Origin of the sequence: Roseomonas populi, assembly GCF_024594815.1 — a bacterium.
GTDB lineage: Bacteria > Pseudomonadota > Alphaproteobacteria > Acetobacterales > Acetobacteraceae > Roseomonas > Roseomonas populi.
Genome location: NZ_JANJOU010000006.1, coordinates 62,672 through 79,041, shown reverse-complemented (window position 1 = coordinate 79,041; position 16,370 = coordinate 62,672). Strand labels below are relative to the sequence as shown.

The window sequence follows — 16,370 nt, the reverse complement described above, 5'->3', positions numbered from 1 at the left end:
CCGCCGCAGCGCCAAGCGGCGCAGACCCCGCCCGCGCCGCCAGCCCCGCCCTCTCCTCCGGCCCCGCCGCAGCAGCAGGCGGCGGCCAGCCCGCCGGCGCCGCCGGCGCCCGCCCGGCCGAACGCGGTGCCGAACCAGCCGCCCGTGCCGCCGGCGCGGGAGAGCAACAACCGCCCGGGCACGGGGCAGACCCCGCCCGTGCGGAATCCGGCGGAGAACAGCAACGCCGTGCAGAACACGCTGGAGCGGCTGCGCGCCATGCAGGCGCAGAACCAGGCGCCGGCAAGCCGGCCTAATCCGGCGGCGGGCAGCCCCGCCCGGGGTGGCGGGGCGCCGACGGGCACGGCCGCGCTGACGTCCGGCGAGATCCGGGGGCTGGCCGATCGGATCAGCGAGTGCTGGTCCGTGGACGGCGGCGCTCCGGACATCGGCAGCATCACCGTGGAGATGAAGGTAGAGACGGACGCACAGGGCACCATCCGCATCGTCCGGCCGGTGAGCGGCGTGCCGAGCGATCCGCGCGCCCGGGCCGTGTATGAGGCGGCCCGGCGGGCGCTGCTCGACCCCAAATGCGCCTCTACCGCCCTGCCGCGCGAGAAGCTGGCGGCGGTCAACAACGCCGTCTTCCGCTTCAGCCCGCGCGGGCTGACGCGTTGATGCCGGGCCCGCGCACGATCAACTCTCAGGAGAGAGCCGGGCTTTCGCCGCCCGGCGGCTTGCGCCCCGGCGCGGCTTCGGCTCTTTCCCCCTCCCGCAGCACCGAGGTTTCGCATCCATGATGACGACCGATCGGCGTGGCCTGATCCTGGGTGGCGCCGCGCTTCTTACCGTGCCGGCCACCGCGCGCGCCCAAGGAACCACCCAGGGGGCCGTGATCGACATCACCAAGGCCCGCACCGATCCGATCCCGATCGCCGTGCCGGCCCTGGCCGGCGGCGGGCGCGGCGCGGACATCGCGCGGGTGATCCAGGCCAACCTGCGCAATTCCGGCCTGTTCCGCCCCGTGGACAACGCGGCCTTCATCCAGAGTGCCGAGGCCGCCGCCGGCACGCCGCGCTTCCAGGACTGGCGGGTGATCGGCGCGAACGCGCTGGTGACGGGCCGGGTGGAGGACCAGGGCGGGCGGCTGCGCGTGGAGTTCCGCCTGTGGGACGTGCTGCCGGAGCAGCAGATCCAGGGCACCGCCTTCACCGCCCCGGCCGCGCAGTGGCGCCGGATCGCGCACCTGATCTCTGACGTGATCTATGAGCGCCTGCTGGGCGAGAAGGGCTATTTCGACACGCGCATCGTCTACGTGGCCGAGAGCGGGCCGCGCGACCGGCGCACGCGTCGCTTGGCCATCATGGACCAGGACGGCGAGAACAACCGCTTCCTGACGGACGGGTCCTTCCAGGTCCTCTCGCCGCGCTTCCACCCGAACGCGCAGCAGATCGTGTTCATGTCCTACTTCCAGAACCAGCCGCGCGTGTACCTGTTCGACCTGAACAGCGGTTCCTCGCGGGTGCTCGGTTCCTTCCCGGGCATGACCCTCTCGCCGCGCTTCAGCCCGGACGGGCGGACGGTGGTGCTGTCCTACGCCACGGGCGGGGATGCCAACATCTATGCCGTGGACGCGGGTTCCGGCGCGCAGCGGCAGCTCACCTCCGGTAGCGGGCTGGACGTCTCGCCCTGCTACAGCCCGGACGGTTCGCAGATCGTCTTCAACTCCGACCGGGGCGGGGACCAGCAGATCTACGTCATGTCGGCCGGCGGCGGCGGGGCGCGGCGCATCTCCTTCGGGCGTGGCCGCTACGCGACGCCGGTCTGGTCGCCGCGCGGGGACCTGATCGCCTTCACCCGCATCTCCGGCGGCCAGTTCGGCATCGGCGTGATGCGGCCGGACGGCTCCGGCGAGCGCATCCTTTCCGAGGGCTGGGGCATGGAGGGGCCGACCTTCGCGCCGAATGGCCGCGTTCTTGCCTTCTATCGCGAGAGCCGGGCGAGCGGCTCGCGCGGGCAGGGCTACTCCGCCCGGCTGGCCCAGATCGATATCGCCGGTTTCAACGAGCGGCAGATGGTGACGCCGACCGATGCAACCGATCCCTCCTGGTCACCTTTGTTGGCCTGATCGCTATCCTACCGAAACCTTTGCACAGGAGCACATGATGAACGTGAAGATCCTGGCCGCGCTGGGCGCCATTGCCCTGCTCTCGGCCTGCTCGAACGACGACCAGAACGCGGCGGCGACCGGCGCGGGCGGCTCGGGCGGGCTGGCGGGCGCCGGCGGCATGGGCAATGTCCGCCCGGGCAGCCAGGAGGACCTGGTCGCCAATGTCGGCGACCGCGTGTTCTTCGACACCGACAGCAGCCAGGTGCGCGCCGATGGCCGCGACGTGCTGCAGCGCCAGGCCGCCTGGCTGGCCCGCTACCCGCAGGTGACGGTGTACATGGAGGGCCATGCCGACGAGCGCGGCACCCGCGAGTACAACCTCGCGCTCGGCCAGCGCCGCGCCAACAATGCGCGCGACCTGCTGGTGGCCGCCGGCGTCTCCGGCCAGCGCATCCAGACCGTGTCCTACGGCAAAGACCGCCCGGCGGCCCTGGGTTCGGACGAGGCGTCCTGGGCGCAGAACCGCCGCGCGGTGACGACGGTCCGCTAAGGGCCGGTTTCCAGGGACTGGCGGCCCGGTGCCCAGCGCGCCGGGCCGAACTGTTGCCTTGCCGGCAGCGGCGGGGTGATCCGATGATCGGGCGCGGCCGGTTCGCGCCGTGCATGGCCGCGCCGGGTCTCGGGCGCGCCACGAGGGGGTTTGAGGATGCTGCGGACCCGATGCGTTCTGAGGGCGGGCGTTCTGATGGCGGGGGTGGTGCTGGCGGGGCTGGTGCCGGCCGGCCGCGCGCTGGCGCAGGCGGAGAGCCGGGAGGGCATCTACCTGCAGAACCAGATCCTGCAGCTTCGCCAGGAGCTTGAGATGGTGCGGCGAAGCGGCGGGGGCGGCGGTTATCCGCAGCCGCAGCTGCCGCCGCCCGGGCGCGGCGGCGCGCCGGCGGCGGGCGGCGAGATCGTGGGCCAGCTCCTGGGGCGCGTGGGCGACCTGGAGGAGGAGGTGCGGCGCCAACGCGGCCGCGCCGAGCAGGCCGAGTACCAGAACCGCACCCTGCAGGAGCGGATCGAGAAGCTGCAGGGCGACATGGAGTACCGCTTCAACGCCCTGGAGGGCCGGGGTGGCGGAGCGCCAGCCGGGGGAGCCCCCCCGGCGGGGCGACCGGCCGGCGGGCAGCAGCAGGGCGCGCTGACCCCGCCGGGTGATGTTCCCGCCCCCCCGCCGGGCCAGCCGGCGGCGCCGGCTCCCCGCACGCCGGAGATCGCGCTGCGCGAGGGCCAGGCGGCGATCGGGCGCCGGGATTATGCCACGGCCGAGGCAGCGGCCCGGGAGGTGCTGGCCTCCCGCTCCACCACACGGGGGCAGGATGCGGGTGTCCTGCTGGGCGATGCGCTGCTGGGAAAGCGCGATTTCCAGGGCGCGGCCCTGGCCTATGACGATGCGTATCGCCGGTCGCGCTCCTCCGGCCGTGCGCCGGACGCGCTGATCGGGCTGGCGAACGCCTTCGTCGGCTTCAACGCGAAGGTCGAGGCCTGCCAGACGCTGGACAACCTGCGGACCGGCTTCCCGAGGCTGGCCGGGGCGCAGGCGGACCGGGCGGCGCAGGCGCGACAGCGCGCCGGCTGCCGCTGAGCGCAGGCCCGGCGGTGGCGCCGCCGGGCAATCTCGAAACGGTGTTTGCCGCCGGGATGGCGGGGCTGGGGCCTTTCGGGCCCTCGCCCCTGCTGGCGGTCGGGGTCTCGGGCGGGCCGCACAGCCTGGCCCTGGCGATACTGGCCTCGGGTTGGGCGCTGGCGCGAGGCGGGCGGGTGCTGGCGCTGGTGGCCGACCATGGGCTGCGGGCGGAGAGCACCACCGAGGCGGCCGGCGTCGCGGCGCGGCTCGGCAGCCTCGGGATCCCGGCGGCGGTGCTGACCCTAGGCCTTGCGCCCGGGCCAGGGTTGCACGAGCGGGCCCGAGCGGCACGATTGTCGGCCCTGGCGAAGGCAGCGGAAGCGGCGGGGGCGCCCTGGCTGCTGCTCGGGCAGCATCTTGCGGATCAGGCGGAGACGCTGGCCTTCCGGGCGCTGCGCGGGTCCGGCCCGGTGGGGCTGGCGGGCATGGCGGCCGCGCGGCCCGCGGGAGCGGTGATGATCCTCCGGCCGCTGCTGGATGCGACGCCGGCGGCGATTGAGACCTTTCTGTCGGAGCGCGGGCTGGTGCCAGTGCGCGATCCCTCCAACGACGATCCGCGCTTTGCCCGCGCCCGGTTGCGGCGGGCGCTGGGCGATCCGGGCGGCACGGGGCCGGGCGTTGCGGCGCTGGCCGAGGCGGCGCGGGCTTTCGGCGAGCGGCGGGACCGGTTGCGGGCGGCCGTCGCGGCGCGACTGGCCGGGTGCACGACATTCAGGACTGAAGGGTGGGCGGTGCTGGACGCCGCGGCGCTCGGGCGGGATGCGGTGGCGGAGGCGGCGCTCTCTGCCCTGCTGCGGGCGCTGGGCGGCGGCGCGCACCCGCCGGCGCGGGCGGCGGTGGCCGCCATGCTGGCACGGGGCGGCGGCAGCCTGGGTGGGGCCCTGTGGCGCGGGCGGTTCATCGGCAGGGAACCGGCGCGCTGCGCGGCGGCCGTGCCGGCGGAGGCCGGGGTGGTGTGGGACGGGCGCTGGCGGGTGTGCAGTGTGCCGGACGGTGGGTGGATTGGGGCGGCCGGGCCGGGCTTCGCCGGCATAGGTCTGGCGGGCTTCGCCCGCGGGGGGCTGCCGGGATTCGTCGCGGCCGGGCTGCCGGTCCTGCGGGACGCCTCGGGGCGGGTGATGGCCGGGCCGGGGCCCGGGCCGGGCTGGAGGGTGGAGTTCCGGCCGGAATCAGGCCCCATCGCGTGAAAGCGCTGTCATCCAGTGGTTCCATGTAGAGCCGGGCATCCCTATCTTGCTCTCTGAGCCGGCAGGGCCGGCCAAGGATCGGGACCGTCACGTGAACAATTTCGGCCGCAACCTCGCGCTCTGGGTGATCGTCGCCCTGCTGCTCGTGGCGCTGTTCAACCTGTTTCAGCCCTCGGGGAACTCCTCGCAGCGCGGGATGCAGGTGGCTTACTCCGACTTCCTGAACGAGGTTCAGCAGGGCCATGTGCGGGATGCCACCATCCAGGGGCGGATCGTCTCGGGCCAGCTCCAGGACGGCCGGGCCTTCAGCACCTACACCCCCGAGGACCCGCAGCTGGTGCAGCGGCTGACGGAAAAGGGCGTGCGCGTGGTGGCGCGGCCTGAGGAGAGCGACGTGAACCCGCTCTTCCAGATCCTCATCTCCTGGTTCCCGATGCTGCTGCTGATCGGCGTGTGGGTCTTCTTCATGCGCCAGATGCAGGGCGGCGGTGGAAGGGCCATGGGCTTCGGCAAGTCCAAGGCGAAGCTGCTGACCGAGAAGCAGGGCCGCGTGACCTTCGAGGACGTGGCCGGCATCGAGGAGGCCAAGGGCGAGCTGGAGGAGATCGTGGAGTTCCTCCGCGACCCGCAGAAGTTCCAGCGCCTTGGTGGCAAGATCCCCAAGGGCGTGCTGCTGGTGGGACCGCCGGGCACGGGCAAGACGCTGCTGGCGCGCTCCGTCGCCGGCGAGGCGAACGTGCCCTTCTTCACCATCTCCGGCTCCGACTTCGTGGAGATGTTCGTGGGCGTCGGCGCCAGCCGCGTGCGCGACATGTTCGAGCAGGGCAAGAAGAACGCCCCCTGCATCATCTTCATCGACGAGATCGACGCGGTGGGCCGCCACCGCGGCGCCGGGCTTGGCGGCGGCAATGACGAGCGCGAGCAGACGCTGAACCAGATGCTGGTGGAGATGGACGGCTTCGAGTCCAACGAGGGCGTCATCATCATCGCGGCCACCAACCGGCCGGACGTGCTGGACCCGGCGCTGCTGCGCCCCGGCCGCTTCGACCGGCAGGTGGTGGTGCCCAACCCCGACGTGAACGGGCGCGAGAAGATCCTGCGCGTGCACATGCGCAAGGTCCCCCTGGCTTCCGACGTGGAGCCGAAGGTGATCGCGCGCGGCACGCCGGGCTTCTCGGGCGCGGACCTCGCCAACCTCGTGAACGAGGCGGCGCTGCTGGCCGCGCGCAGCGGGCGGCGCACCGTGGGCATGTACGAGTTCGAGCAGGCCAAGGATAAGGTGCTGATGGGCAGCGAGCGCCGCTCGCTGGTCATGAGCGAGGCCGAGAAGCGGATGACGGCCTATCACGAGGCCGGCCACGCGCTGATGGCGATCAGCGAGGAGGAGTGCGACCCCGTCCACAAGGCCACCATCATCCCGCGCGGCCGCGCGCTGGGCCTGGTAATGAGCCTGCCGGAGGGCGACCGCTACTCCAAGCACAAGTCCAAGATGAAGGCCGAGCTGGCCATGGCCATGGGCGGCCGCGTCGCCGAGGAGATCATCTTCGGGCCGGACAAGGTCTCCAACGGCGCCTCGGGCGACATCAAGATGGCGACCGACCTCGCGCGGCGGATGGTCACGGAGTGGGGCATGTCCGACAAGATCGGCATGGTGGCCTACGGCTCGAACGACCAGGAGGTGTTCCTGGGACATTCGGTGACGCAGTCCAAGAACCTCTCCGAGGCGACGGCGCAGGCGATCGACGGCGAGATCCGCTCGATCATCGACACGGCCTACCAGCGTGCGAAGACCACGCTGACGGACCGGATCGAGGATCTGCACCGGCTGGCCAAGGGGCTGCTGGAGTACGAGACCCTCTCGGGCGACGAGATCAAGAACCTGCTCCGCGGCGACCCGATCGTGCGGGACCGCCCGGATGAGCCCGTGAACCAGGGGCGGGGCAGCGTGCCCACCTCCGGCCGGCCCAATCCGCGGCCCGACACGGGCGGGATGCAGCCGGCGCCCTCCGGGGCCTGACGCGGCACCTACAATCCCGGGCCGCCCCTCTGGCGCGGTGCGCAGCGAAACGCTTGAATGTGACGGGGGCCCTCAGTGGCCCCCGTTTCCGTCCGGGGGTGGCGAATCCCGGACGAGGGGAGGGGCGATGGCGCGCTGGGTCGAACCGATGGGGCTGCTGCACGGGCGCGGCGCCGCCGCCGCCGTGGCCGCAGGCGCCGCCGTGCCGCTGGATGAGGGGCGGTCGGCCTTCACCCTCGTCCGGCTGATCGAGAACGGCGCGACGGCCGGGCTGCTGCCCGCGGTGGATACCCCGGAGGACTGGCAGGCGGCGGTGCTGGCCCTGACCCGCCCGGCCGCGCCCTTCGCCGGCCTGCCGGAGGCGGCCGCCCTGGGCCGCCCCCTGGTGATGGGCGTGCTGAACGTGACTCCGGACAGCTTCTCCGATGGCGGGCGGCACAGCGACCCGCGGGAGGCGATCATGGCGGCCAATGCCATGCTGGAGGCCGGCGCCGACATGATCGACGTGGGCGGGGAGAGCACCCGCCCCGGCGCGCCGCCCGTGGACGCCGAGGCGGAGATCGCGCGCATCCTGCCGGTGATTCGGGAGATCGCGAAGGACGCGCCGGTGAGCGTGGACACGCGCCACGCCGCCACCATGCGCGCCGCGCTGGAGGCGGGGGCGGAGGTGGTGAACGACATTTCCGCCCTTCGGCACGACCCCGAGGCGATGGCGGTGGTGGCGGATGCGGGCTGCCCCGTGGTGCTGATGCACATGCCCGGCACAGAGCCGGCCACCATGCAGGAGCATGCGAGCTACGCCGACGTGGCGCTGGAGGTGACGGAGTTCCTGGCCGCGCGCATCGCCGCCTGCGAGGCCGCCGGCATCCCCCGCCACCGGATCGCGGTGGATCCCGGGATCGGCTTCGGCAAGACCATGGAGCACAACCTGGAGCTCCTGGACCGGCTGCCCCTGCTGCTGGGGCTGGGGTGCCCGATCCTTGTCGGGGCGTCGCGCAAGCGGTTCGTGGGCACGCTCTCCGGCGTCTCCAGCCCGCGGGACCGGATGGCGGGGAGCCTCGGCGTGGCCGTTGCCGCCGCCGCCCAGGGCGCCGCGATGCTGCGCGTACACGACGTGGCGGAGACGGTGGCGGCGCTGCGGCTGTGGCGGGCGAGCGCGACGGGCGCGCCGCCCCAGGTGTGAGCGCCCGATCTGCCCATGCCCGCCGCGTTGCGCTAGACAGGGCGGGACGGGTTGGGGAAGGCCATCATGGCTGACGGCGCAAGGCGGCTCTTCGGTACGGACGGCATCCGGGGCGTGGCGAACCGCGCGCCGATGGATGCGGTGACGGCGCTGCGGCTGGGGCAGGCCGCCGGGCGCTTCTTCAACCGGGGGCAGCACCGGCACCGCGTGGTGATCGGCAAGGACACGCGGCTTTCCGGCTACATGCTGGAGCCGGCGCTGACCGCGGGCTTCGTGGGCGCGGGGATGGACGTGGTGCTGGTGGGGCCGCTGCCGACCCCGGCGATCGCGCTGCTGACGCGGAGCCTGCGGGCCGACCTGGGCGTGATGGTCAGCGCGTCCCACAACCCGTACCAGGACAACGGGATCAAGCTGTTCGGTCCGGACGGGCTGAAGCTCTCCGACGCGCAGGAGGAGGCGATCGAGGCGCTGATGGCCGGCGACCTGGCCTCCGCGCTGGCGGCGCCGGCCAAGCTGGGCCGGGCCTCGCGGCTTGAGGACGCGCCGGGGCGCTATATCGAGGCGGTGAAGGCGAGCTTTCCGCGCGGGCGGAGCCTGGAGGGGCTGCGGATCGTCGTCGATTGCGCGAACGGCGCCGCCTACAAGGTCGCGCCGACGGTGCTCTGGGAACTGGGGGCCGAGGTTGTCCCGGTGGGCGTGGCGCCGGACGGCTTCAACATCAACGACGGCTGCGGCAGCACGGCGCCGGGCGCGCTGGCGACCCTGGTGCGGGAGCGCCGGGCCGATCTCGGCATCGCGCTGGACGGGGATGCGGACCGGCTTGTGCTGGTGGACGAGACGGGCGCCGTGGTGGACGGGGACCAGATCCTGGCGCTGATCGCCTCCTCCTGGGCGCAACAGGGGCGGCTGCGCGGGGGCGAGGTGGTGGCGACCGTGATGTCCAACCTCGGGCTGGAACGATTCCTTCATCGGAAGCGGCTGAAGCTGCACCGGACCAAGGTGGGGGACCGCTACGTGGGCGAGGCGATGCGCGAGCGGGGCTGCAACCTGGGCGGCGAGCAGTCCGGGCACGTGATCCTCTCGGACCACGGCACCACGGGCGATGGGCTGGTGGCGGCGCTGCAGGTGCTTTCCGTGCTGGTGGAGGAGGGCAGGCCGGCGAGCGAGGTTCTGCGACGCTTCGAGCCGCTGCCGCAGAAGCTGGTGAATGTGCGCCATGCCGGGGGCACCCCGCTGGCGGACCCGCGCGTGGAGGAGGCCATCGCGGCGGCGGAGGCGGAGCTGGGCGCGCGCGGGCGCGTGCTGATCCGCCCGAGCGGGACGGAGCCGCTGATCCGCGTGATGGTGGAGGCGGAGGATGATTCGCTGGTGGACAGCCTGACCGAGCGGCTGGCCGGTGTGATCCGGGCGGCGGCGGCCTCGCCGGCGAAGGTGGCGGCGGAGTGAAGGGGCGCGTTCTCATCGTCGCCGGATCGGATTCCGGCGGCGGGGCGGGGATCCAGGCGGACATTAAGGCGGTGACGGCGATGGGGGCCTATGCCGCCACCGCGATCACGGCGCTGACGGCGCAGGACACGGAAGGGGTGCGCGCCGTGCATCCCGTGCCGCTGGACTTCCTGCGGCTGCAGATCCGCATGTCGCTGGAGGATATCGGGGCGGACTGCATCAAGACGGGGATGCTGGCCGATGCCGCGACGATCGATGCGGTCTGCGACGGGCTGGCCGGATGCGGCGTGCCGCTGGTGGCCGATCCTGTCATGGTGGCCAAGGGCGGGGCGCCGCTGCTGGCCCCGGAGGCGGTGGAGACGCTCAAGCGCCGGCTTATGCCGCTGGCGACGATCCTGACGCCGAACCTGCCGGAAGCCGAGGTGCTCTCCGGCATGGAGATCCCGGACCTGGGCGCGATGCGGCACGCGGCGGAGGCGCTGATGACGCTCGGTGTGCCCGCCGTGCTGCTGAAGGGCGGGCACCTGGACGGGCCCGTGCTGCACGACGTGCTGGCGACCGAGGACGGGATCGAGGTGTTCGAGAGCCCGCGCATCGAGACGCGGCACACCCATGGCACGGGCTGCACCCTCGCTTCTGCCATTGCGGCGGGGTTGGCGCAGGGTATGGGGCTCCGGGATTCGGTGGTGCGGGCGCGGGCCTATGTGGCGGCTGCGATCCGCTCCGCGCCCGGCTTCGGGCGCGGGCACGGGCCGCTGGACCACGGGGTGACGGTGGACCCAGGCCGGGTGGCGGCGCTCACGGCCGGATGATGTGGCGCTCCTCCTGGTCGGCCGGGTCCTCCACCCAGCCCTCCACGTAGGAGACCTTGATGGCGGCCATGGCTGCGGCGGTGATGGGCGCGGCCAGCATGATGCCGAGGAAGCCGAGCCCCGTGCCGAAGAGCGCCTGCGCGCCGAGCAGCAGGGCGGGCGGCACGTCGCTGGCCTGCTTCTGCACCATGGGCGTGAGGAAATTCCCTTCGACATTCTGCGAGACGAAGAAGAGCGCGATGACCCAGGGGATCATCGAGGGATCCTGGGATGCGGCGATGAGGACGGCGGGCACGCAGCCCAGCACCGGGCCGAGATAGGGAATGAAGTTGAACAGGCCGGTGAGGATGGCCAGCAGCCCGGCCAGCGGGATGCCCATGGCCCAGAGGCCGAGGAAGACCACGACGGCGGTGAAGATCATCCCGAACATCTGGCCGAGCAGCCAGCCGCGCAGGGCGTGGGCCATGGCGTTCAGCGTGGATTCCGCGCGCGGGCGAAGGCCGGGGGCGAGGAGGGCGAGCGCGCCGCGCCGGTAGAGCGTGGGGTCCGAGGCGATGTAGAGGCCGAGCAGGACGATCAGCAGCAGGTTGCCGAGCGCGCCAAGGGTTCCGCTGACCCCGCGCACCGCCACGCTGGCCGCGGTCTGCGCGGCGGGCTCCATCTTCTCCGGCGAAACCTGCTGCTTCAGCCAGTCCGAGCCGGGCAGGCCATCCACGAGGCCGGCGAGCTGCTGGAGCACGCGTGGGACGGCCTGGGTGAACTCCCGGGCCTGGGCGGCGAGGCTGTTGAAGCCGAGCCAGAGGCCGACCCCGATCAGCACCAGGGCGACCAGGGCGACGATCATCACGCCCCAGTGCGGAGCGATGCCGAGGTGGCGCGCCACCGGTTCCCCCGCCGCGCGGAGCGCGACGGCGAGGAGGCAGCCGGCGAAGACGATCAGGATGACGTCCGGGACGAACCAGAACAGGACGGCGACGACCGCCAGGAGGATCAGGAGGGTGGCGGAGTCATGTCGCATGCCCGGCGCAACGGGGGCCGGGGCGCCGAGTTGCGCGCGGTTGCGTGCGGTGCGGCAATGCGGGCACGGCTTCGCTTGACCCGGGCGGCGGGCGGGGGCTAGCGCATCCCCGGTGCCCTGGCGCGGTGCGGCGCGGGCGGTGGACGGAGGCGCGGGCGATGGCGGCGACAGCGGGATTGGAGCGGGCGAGGCCCTCCGTGCGGCCGGGGAACCCGTGCTTCTCCTCCGGCCCCTGCGCGAAGCGGCCGGGTTGGTCCCTGGCGGCGCTGGAGGGCGCGCTTCTGGGGCGCAGCCACCGGGCCAGGGATCCGCACGCGCGGATCGTGGAGGTGATCGAGCGCTCCAAGGCCGTGCTGGGCATGCCCGCGGACTGGCGGCTGGGCGTGGTCCCCGGATCGGACACGGGCGCGGTGGAGATGGTGCTGTGGTCCGTGCTCGGCGCGCGGGGCGTGGACGTGCTGGTGTGGGAGAGCTTCTCCAAGGAGTGGGCCACCGACATCGTCTCGCAGTTGAAGCTGCCGGACGCGCGCATCCGCGAGGCGGATTACGGGCGGCTGCCCTCGCTGGAGCCGGTGAATCCCTCGCGCGACGCGGTGTTCGTGTGGAACGGCACGACATCCGGCGTGCGGCTTTCCCATGCCGACTTCATCGCCGATGATCGCGAGGGGCTGGCGATCTGCGACGCGACCTCGGCGGCTTTCGCCATGCGGCTGCCCTGGGACAAGCTCGATGTCGTCACCTGGTCCTGGCAGAAGGTGCTGGGGGGCGAGGCGGCGCACGGGATGCTCGCGCTCTCCCCGCGCGCGGTGGCGCGGCTGGAATCCTGGGATTCCGGGCGGCCGATGCCGAAGGTGTTCCGGCTCACCAAGGGCGGGAAGCTGATCGAGGGCATCTTCAAGGGCGATACGATCAACACGCCCTCCATGCTCTGCGTGGAGGACGCGCTGGACGGGCTGCGCTGGGCCGAATCGATCGGCGGGCTGGACGCTCTGGTAGCGCGGAGCGAGGCGAACCTGGCGGCGGTGGCGGACTGGGTCTCCACCAGTGGCTGGGCTGGCTTCCTGGCCGAGGATCCGGCGACGCGCTCCTGCACCTCCATCTGCCTGAAGATCACGGTGCCCTGGTTCGCGGCGATGGATGCGGCGGGGCAGGCACGGGCGGCGAAGCGGCTGGCAGCCATCCTGGAGGAGGAAGGGGTGGCGCTGGACGTCGCTTCCTACCGGGACGCACCGCCGGGGCTGCGGATCTGGGGCGGGGCGACGGTGGAGACGGCCGACATCAAAGCGTTGCTGCCCTGGCTGGACTGGGCCTTCGCGGAGCTGGCGGTGGAGCTGGCGCATGAGGAGGCCAGCCCGGCGAAGTAGGCCGCTGTAACCTTCGGGCGGCCTGACGGTTCCGCACCCGGGATCCCCGGGGAGGAACGATCTTGGCCGAGCGCTTCACCACAGACCTGCCGCATCGGCTGGACCGGCTGCCCTGGTCCCGCTTCCACTGGCTGGTGGTGATCGCGCTCGGCGTAACATGGGTGCTGGACGGGCTGGAGGTAACACTCGTCGGCTCCCTCGCCGGCGCGATCAAGGACAGCCCGAGCCTGCGGCTGACGGAGACGGAGGTGGGGCTGACCGCCTCCGCCTATCTTCTCGGTGCCGTGGGCGGGGCGCTGTTCTTCGGCTGGCTGACGGACCGGGTGGGACGGAAGAAGCTCTTCACCCTCACGGTGCTGGTCTATCTTCTAGCGACGATCGCCACCGGCTTTTCCTGGGATTTCTGGTCCTTCGCGCTGTTCCGCTTCCTCACCGGCGCGGGGATCGGGGGCGAGTACGCGGCGGTGAACTCGGCGATCCAGGAGCTGATTCCGGCGCGGCGGCGGGGCACCACCGACCTGGCCGTCAACGGCACCTTCTGGGGCGGCGCGGCGATGGGCGCGGCGGCATCCCTGGTGCTGCTGGATCCGCAGGTGATCAACCCGGAACTGGGCTGGCGCCTGGCCTTCGGCGTGGGCGGGGCGCTCTCGCTCTCGGTCCTGCTGCTGCGGCGCTACATTCCGGAGAGCCCGCGCTGGCTGATGACGCATGGGCGCCGTGCCGAGGCCGACAAGATCGTGCACGACATCGAGGACTGGGTGGCGCGCGAGAAGGGGCCACTGCCGCCCGTGGTGGGGCAGCCCATCACCATCGACCCGCGCAGCCACACCACGCTGGCGGAGGTGGCGCGGACGATGTTCCGCACCTATCCGCAGCGCGCCGTGCTGGGCGTGGTGCTCATGGCCTGCCAGGCCTTCTGCTACAATGCGGTGTTCTTCACCTACGCCCTGGTGCTGACGAAGTTCTACGGCATCGAATCCGCGCATATCGGCTGGTTCATGCTGCCTTTCGCGCTGGGCAACCTGATGGGGCCGCTGTTGCTGGGCCACTTCTTCGACACGGTGGGGCGCCGGGTGATGATCACCGGAACCTACGCGCTGGCGGGGATTCTGATGGCGGCCACCGGTTTCGCTTTCGCCCAGGGCTGGCTTTCCGCCTGGGAACAGACGGCCGCCTGGACGGTGATCTTCTTCTTCGCTTCCGCCGCGGCCTCCGCCGCCTACCTGACGGTGGGGGAGAGCTTCCCGCTGGAGATGCGGGCCATGGGGATCGCGCTGTTCTACGCCTTTGGCACGCTGGTGGGCGGCGTGGTGGGGCCGGCGCTGTTCGGCGCGCTGATTGAGGGCGGGGAACGGGCGCACATCATGTGGGGCTACCTGCTGGGTGCCGCGCTGATGCTGCTGGCGGCGGGCACGGAGTGGAAGCTGGGCTTCGCGGCCGAGGGACGTTCCCTGGAAGAGGTGGCGCGGCCGCTGTCGCAGGCGGCCGAGTAGCCCTCAGGCGGCCAGGGCTACCTGCGGGGCCAGGGCGCTGGCGACCCGGGCGATCACCTCCTCCCAGGGCTCGCCCCGGGCACGGCGGTACAGGCGCATGCCGGGGTACCAGGGCGTGTCCCCCCGCCCGAGCATCCAGCGCCAGTCGGCGAGGTCCGGCAGGAGGAGGTGGACGGGGCAATCCAGCGTGCCGGCCAGATGCGCCACGCTGGTGTCCACGCAGACCACCGCGTCCATGGCGAGGAGCGCGGCGGCGGTCTCGGTGAAGTCGGTCAGGTGCGGGCGAAGGCTGGTGAGGCCGGGGGTGGCGGCCAGGACCGGCTCGTCGCTGGCGCGCAACTCCGTCTGGATCAGGAAGCCCTGCACGCCCGCGCCGAGCAGCGGCGCGAAAAGCCCGAGCGGGACGGAGCGGTGACGGTCCCCGAGGTGCTGCGGGTTGCCGGAGCAGGCAATGCCCAGGCGCAGCGCCCCGCGCGGGAGCGCCGCATCCCATGCGGCGACTCGCGCGGGATCGACGGGCAAGGCGACGGGCGCGGGGATGACGGCACCGAGTATGTGGGGAAGGCTAAGGAGCGGGCACTGCGCCGCGAAGGGCGGGATCGGATCGTCCGGCCCGATCAGCTCCGCCACGCCCGGCAGGCCATGCAGCAGGGGCAGGAGGGGGCGCTGCACCTGCAGCACCACCCGCGCGCCGCGAGCGGCGGCCATGGGGACGTAGCGGGCCATCTGGATCGTGTCGCCCAGCCCCTGCTCCGCGTGGAGGAGGAGGGTGCGGCCCTCCATCGCCTCCCCCTGCCAGAGGGCATGGTCCGCGTGGCGATGCGGCCGATTGCCCTTGCGGCGCCAGCGCCACTCGTATCCGGCAAAGCCCGTCTCCAGGTCGCCCAGGGCCAGGCGGCTCAGCGCCTCGTTCCAGTGGGCATCCGCGAAGCCCGGGTCGATCGCCTGGGCTTCCTGGAAGCAGGCGATGGCCTCCCGGTGGCGGTTCAGGCCGCGCAGGGCGTTTCCGCGGTTGTAGGGGATGCTGCGGCTGCCGGGGTACAGGGCCTCGGCCCGGTCGAAGCAGTCCAGCGCCTCCTCGAAGCGGCCCAGCTCCGTCAGGGCGTTGCCGCGGCCGTTCCAGGCCTCCGCGCAGGCGGGATCGGCGCGCAGGGCGGCGCCGTCCGCCGCCTCCGCCTCCGAGTGGCGGCCGAGAAGGGTGAGGGCGGCGGCCCGGTTGCGGTGGGCTGCGGCGCTGGCGGAGAGGGAGAGGGCCGCGTCGGCGCTCGCCAGGGCTTCCTCGTGGCGGTTGAGGTCGGACAGGGCGGCGGCGCGGCCGGCATGGGCGTTGACCAGGCCGGGATCGCCGGCGAGGGCGCGGTCGAAGCTCGCCAGCGCCTCCTCAGGCCGGTGCAGGGCGCGAAGGGCGACGCCTTGGGTGTTCAGGTAGCCCGGATCACCGGGGCGGAGCGTGAGGGCGATCGCGACGCTCGCCAGCGCCTCCACGTCCCGGTCCAGGTCCACCAGGGCGGTGGCGCGGTTGCCGTGGGCTGCGGCGTAGAGGGGGTTGCGGAGGAGGGCGGCGTCGTAGGCGGCCAGGGCCTCCGCCGGGCGCATCAGGGCGCGCAGGGCGTTGCCGCGGTTGTTGTGCAGTTCCGGCATGTCGGCGCCATGGGCGGCGGCCCCCTCCAGCTCGGCCAACGCCTCCGCGTGGCGGTCCAGGGCCTGGAGGGCGTTGCCGCGGCCGACCCGTGCCTCCAGGAGGTCCGGGGAGAGGGTCAGGGCTCGGTTGAAGGACTCCAGCGCCTCCTCGGCGTGCTCCAGCTCCACCAGCGCGTTGCCGAGATTGCTGTGGACGAAGCCGTGGCTCGGATCGGCCGCGATCGCGGCGCGGAGGAGAGGCACGGCGCCGGCCGGGTCGCCTGCCATGGCGCGCAGCAGGCCGAGCAGGTGGAGGGCGCCGAAATGCCGGGGCTGGGCTGCCAGGACGGCGCGGTAGAGCGGCTCCGCCGCCGCGAGGTCGCCGGCGCGGTGCAGGGCGAGGGCGCGGGACATTGTCGCGCCCGGTGCTTCGGCGAGGGGTTCCGTCACGCTGTCCTCCGGCCTTTTTGGG

13 protein-coding genes are annotated in these 16,370 nt (G+C 72.9%); 11 read left to right on the top strand and 2 right to left on the bottom strand.

All coding sequences use genetic code 11. The features are described from left to right. The 9 genes from NRP21_RS09215 to thiD form a co-directional block, all read left to right on the top strand. Positions 1 to 657 (top strand): hypothetical protein (locus tag NRP21_RS09215; protein WP_257715896.1); only part of this gene is annotated, 657 nt, incomplete at its 5' end. A gap of 118 nt (positions 658 to 775) precedes the next feature. Next, positions 776 to 2,107, top strand: coding sequence for a Tol-Pal system beta propeller repeat protein TolB (gene tolB, locus NRP21_RS09210; RefSeq protein ID WP_257715895.1), 1,332 nt, complete (start codon positions 776 to 778; stop codon positions 2,105 to 2,107). A 37-nt stretch (positions 2,108 to 2,144) separates the two neighbouring features. Beyond that, positions 2,145 to 2,639, top strand: coding sequence for a peptidoglycan-associated lipoprotein Pal (gene pal, locus NRP21_RS09205; protein ID WP_257715899.1), 495 nt, complete (start codon positions 2,145 to 2,147; stop codon positions 2,637 to 2,639). Positions 2,640 to 2,795: 156 nt separating this feature from the next. Beyond that, complete coding sequence (locus tag NRP21_RS09200) at positions 2,796 to 3,716, top strand: tol-pal system YbgF family protein (protein WP_257715894.1); 921 nt, start codon at positions 2,796 to 2,798, stop codon at positions 3,714 to 3,716. A gap of 14 nt (positions 3,717 to 3,730) precedes the next feature. Then, on the top strand, positions 3,731 to 4,945 hold the full coding sequence (tilS, locus tag NRP21_RS09195; RefSeq protein ID WP_257715893.1) for a tRNA lysidine(34) synthetase TilS: 1,215 nt from the start codon (positions 3,731 to 3,733) through the stop codon (positions 4,943 to 4,945). A gap of 91 nt (positions 4,946 to 5,036) precedes the next feature. Continuing rightward, positions 5,037 to 6,962, top strand: a complete 1,926-nt coding sequence (ftsH, locus tag NRP21_RS09190) for an ATP-dependent zinc metalloprotease FtsH (RefSeq protein ID WP_257715892.1) — start codon at positions 5,037 to 5,039, stop codon at positions 6,960 to 6,962. Positions 6,963 to 7,089: 127 nt separating this feature from the next. Further along, positions 7,090 to 8,145, top strand: coding sequence for a dihydropteroate synthase (folP, locus tag NRP21_RS09185; RefSeq protein WP_257715891.1), 1,056 nt, complete (start codon positions 7,090 to 7,092; stop codon positions 8,143 to 8,145). Positions 8,146 to 8,211: 66 nt separating this feature from the next. Next, positions 8,212 to 9,591 carry a phosphoglucosamine mutase gene (gene glmM, locus NRP21_RS09180; protein ID WP_257715890.1) on the top strand — a complete coding sequence of 460 codons (1,380 nt, stop codon included), beginning with the start codon at positions 8,212 to 8,214 and terminating at the stop codon, positions 9,589 to 9,591. Next, positions 9,588 to 10,403: a bifunctional hydroxymethylpyrimidine kinase/phosphomethylpyrimidine kinase gene (gene thiD, locus NRP21_RS09175; protein WP_257715889.1), complete on the top strand. Its 816-nt coding sequence runs from the start codon at positions 9,588 to 9,590 to the stop codon at positions 10,401 to 10,403. The genes glmM and thiD overlap by 4 nt, the downstream gene beginning before the upstream one ends. Here the strand turns inward: thiD and NRP21_RS09170 are convergent. After that, a complete protein-coding gene (locus tag NRP21_RS09170; RefSeq protein ID WP_257715888.1) occupies positions 10,390 to 11,421 on the bottom strand; it encodes an AI-2E family transporter in 1,032 nt (343 codons plus the stop codon). The genes thiD and NRP21_RS09170 overlap by 14 nt on opposite strands. 158 nt (positions 11,422 to 11,579) lie before the next feature. On the opposite strand from NRP21_RS09170, the gene NRP21_RS09165 reads away from it, so the two are divergent. Together NRP21_RS09165 and NRP21_RS09160 are read left to right on the top strand one after the other, a co-directional pair. Further along, positions 11,580 to 12,785 carry a phosphoserine transaminase gene (locus tag NRP21_RS09165; RefSeq protein WP_257715887.1) on the top strand — a complete coding sequence of 402 codons (1,206 nt, stop codon included), beginning with the start codon at positions 11,580 to 11,582 and terminating at the stop codon, positions 12,783 to 12,785. A 62-nt stretch (positions 12,786 to 12,847) separates the two neighbouring features. After that, on the top strand, positions 12,848 to 14,278 hold the full coding sequence (locus NRP21_RS09160; protein ID WP_257715886.1) for an MFS transporter: 1,431 nt from the start codon (positions 12,848 to 12,850) through the stop codon (positions 14,276 to 14,278). 3 nt (positions 14,279 to 14,281) lie between these two features. On the opposite strand, the gene NRP21_RS09155 is transcribed toward NRP21_RS09160, so the two are convergent. Beyond that, entirely contained in the window at positions 14,282 to 16,348 is a 2,067-nt protein-coding gene (locus NRP21_RS09155; protein ID WP_257715885.1) for a tetratricopeptide repeat protein, read from the bottom strand. Positions 16,349 to 16,370: the final 22 nt, after the last annotated feature.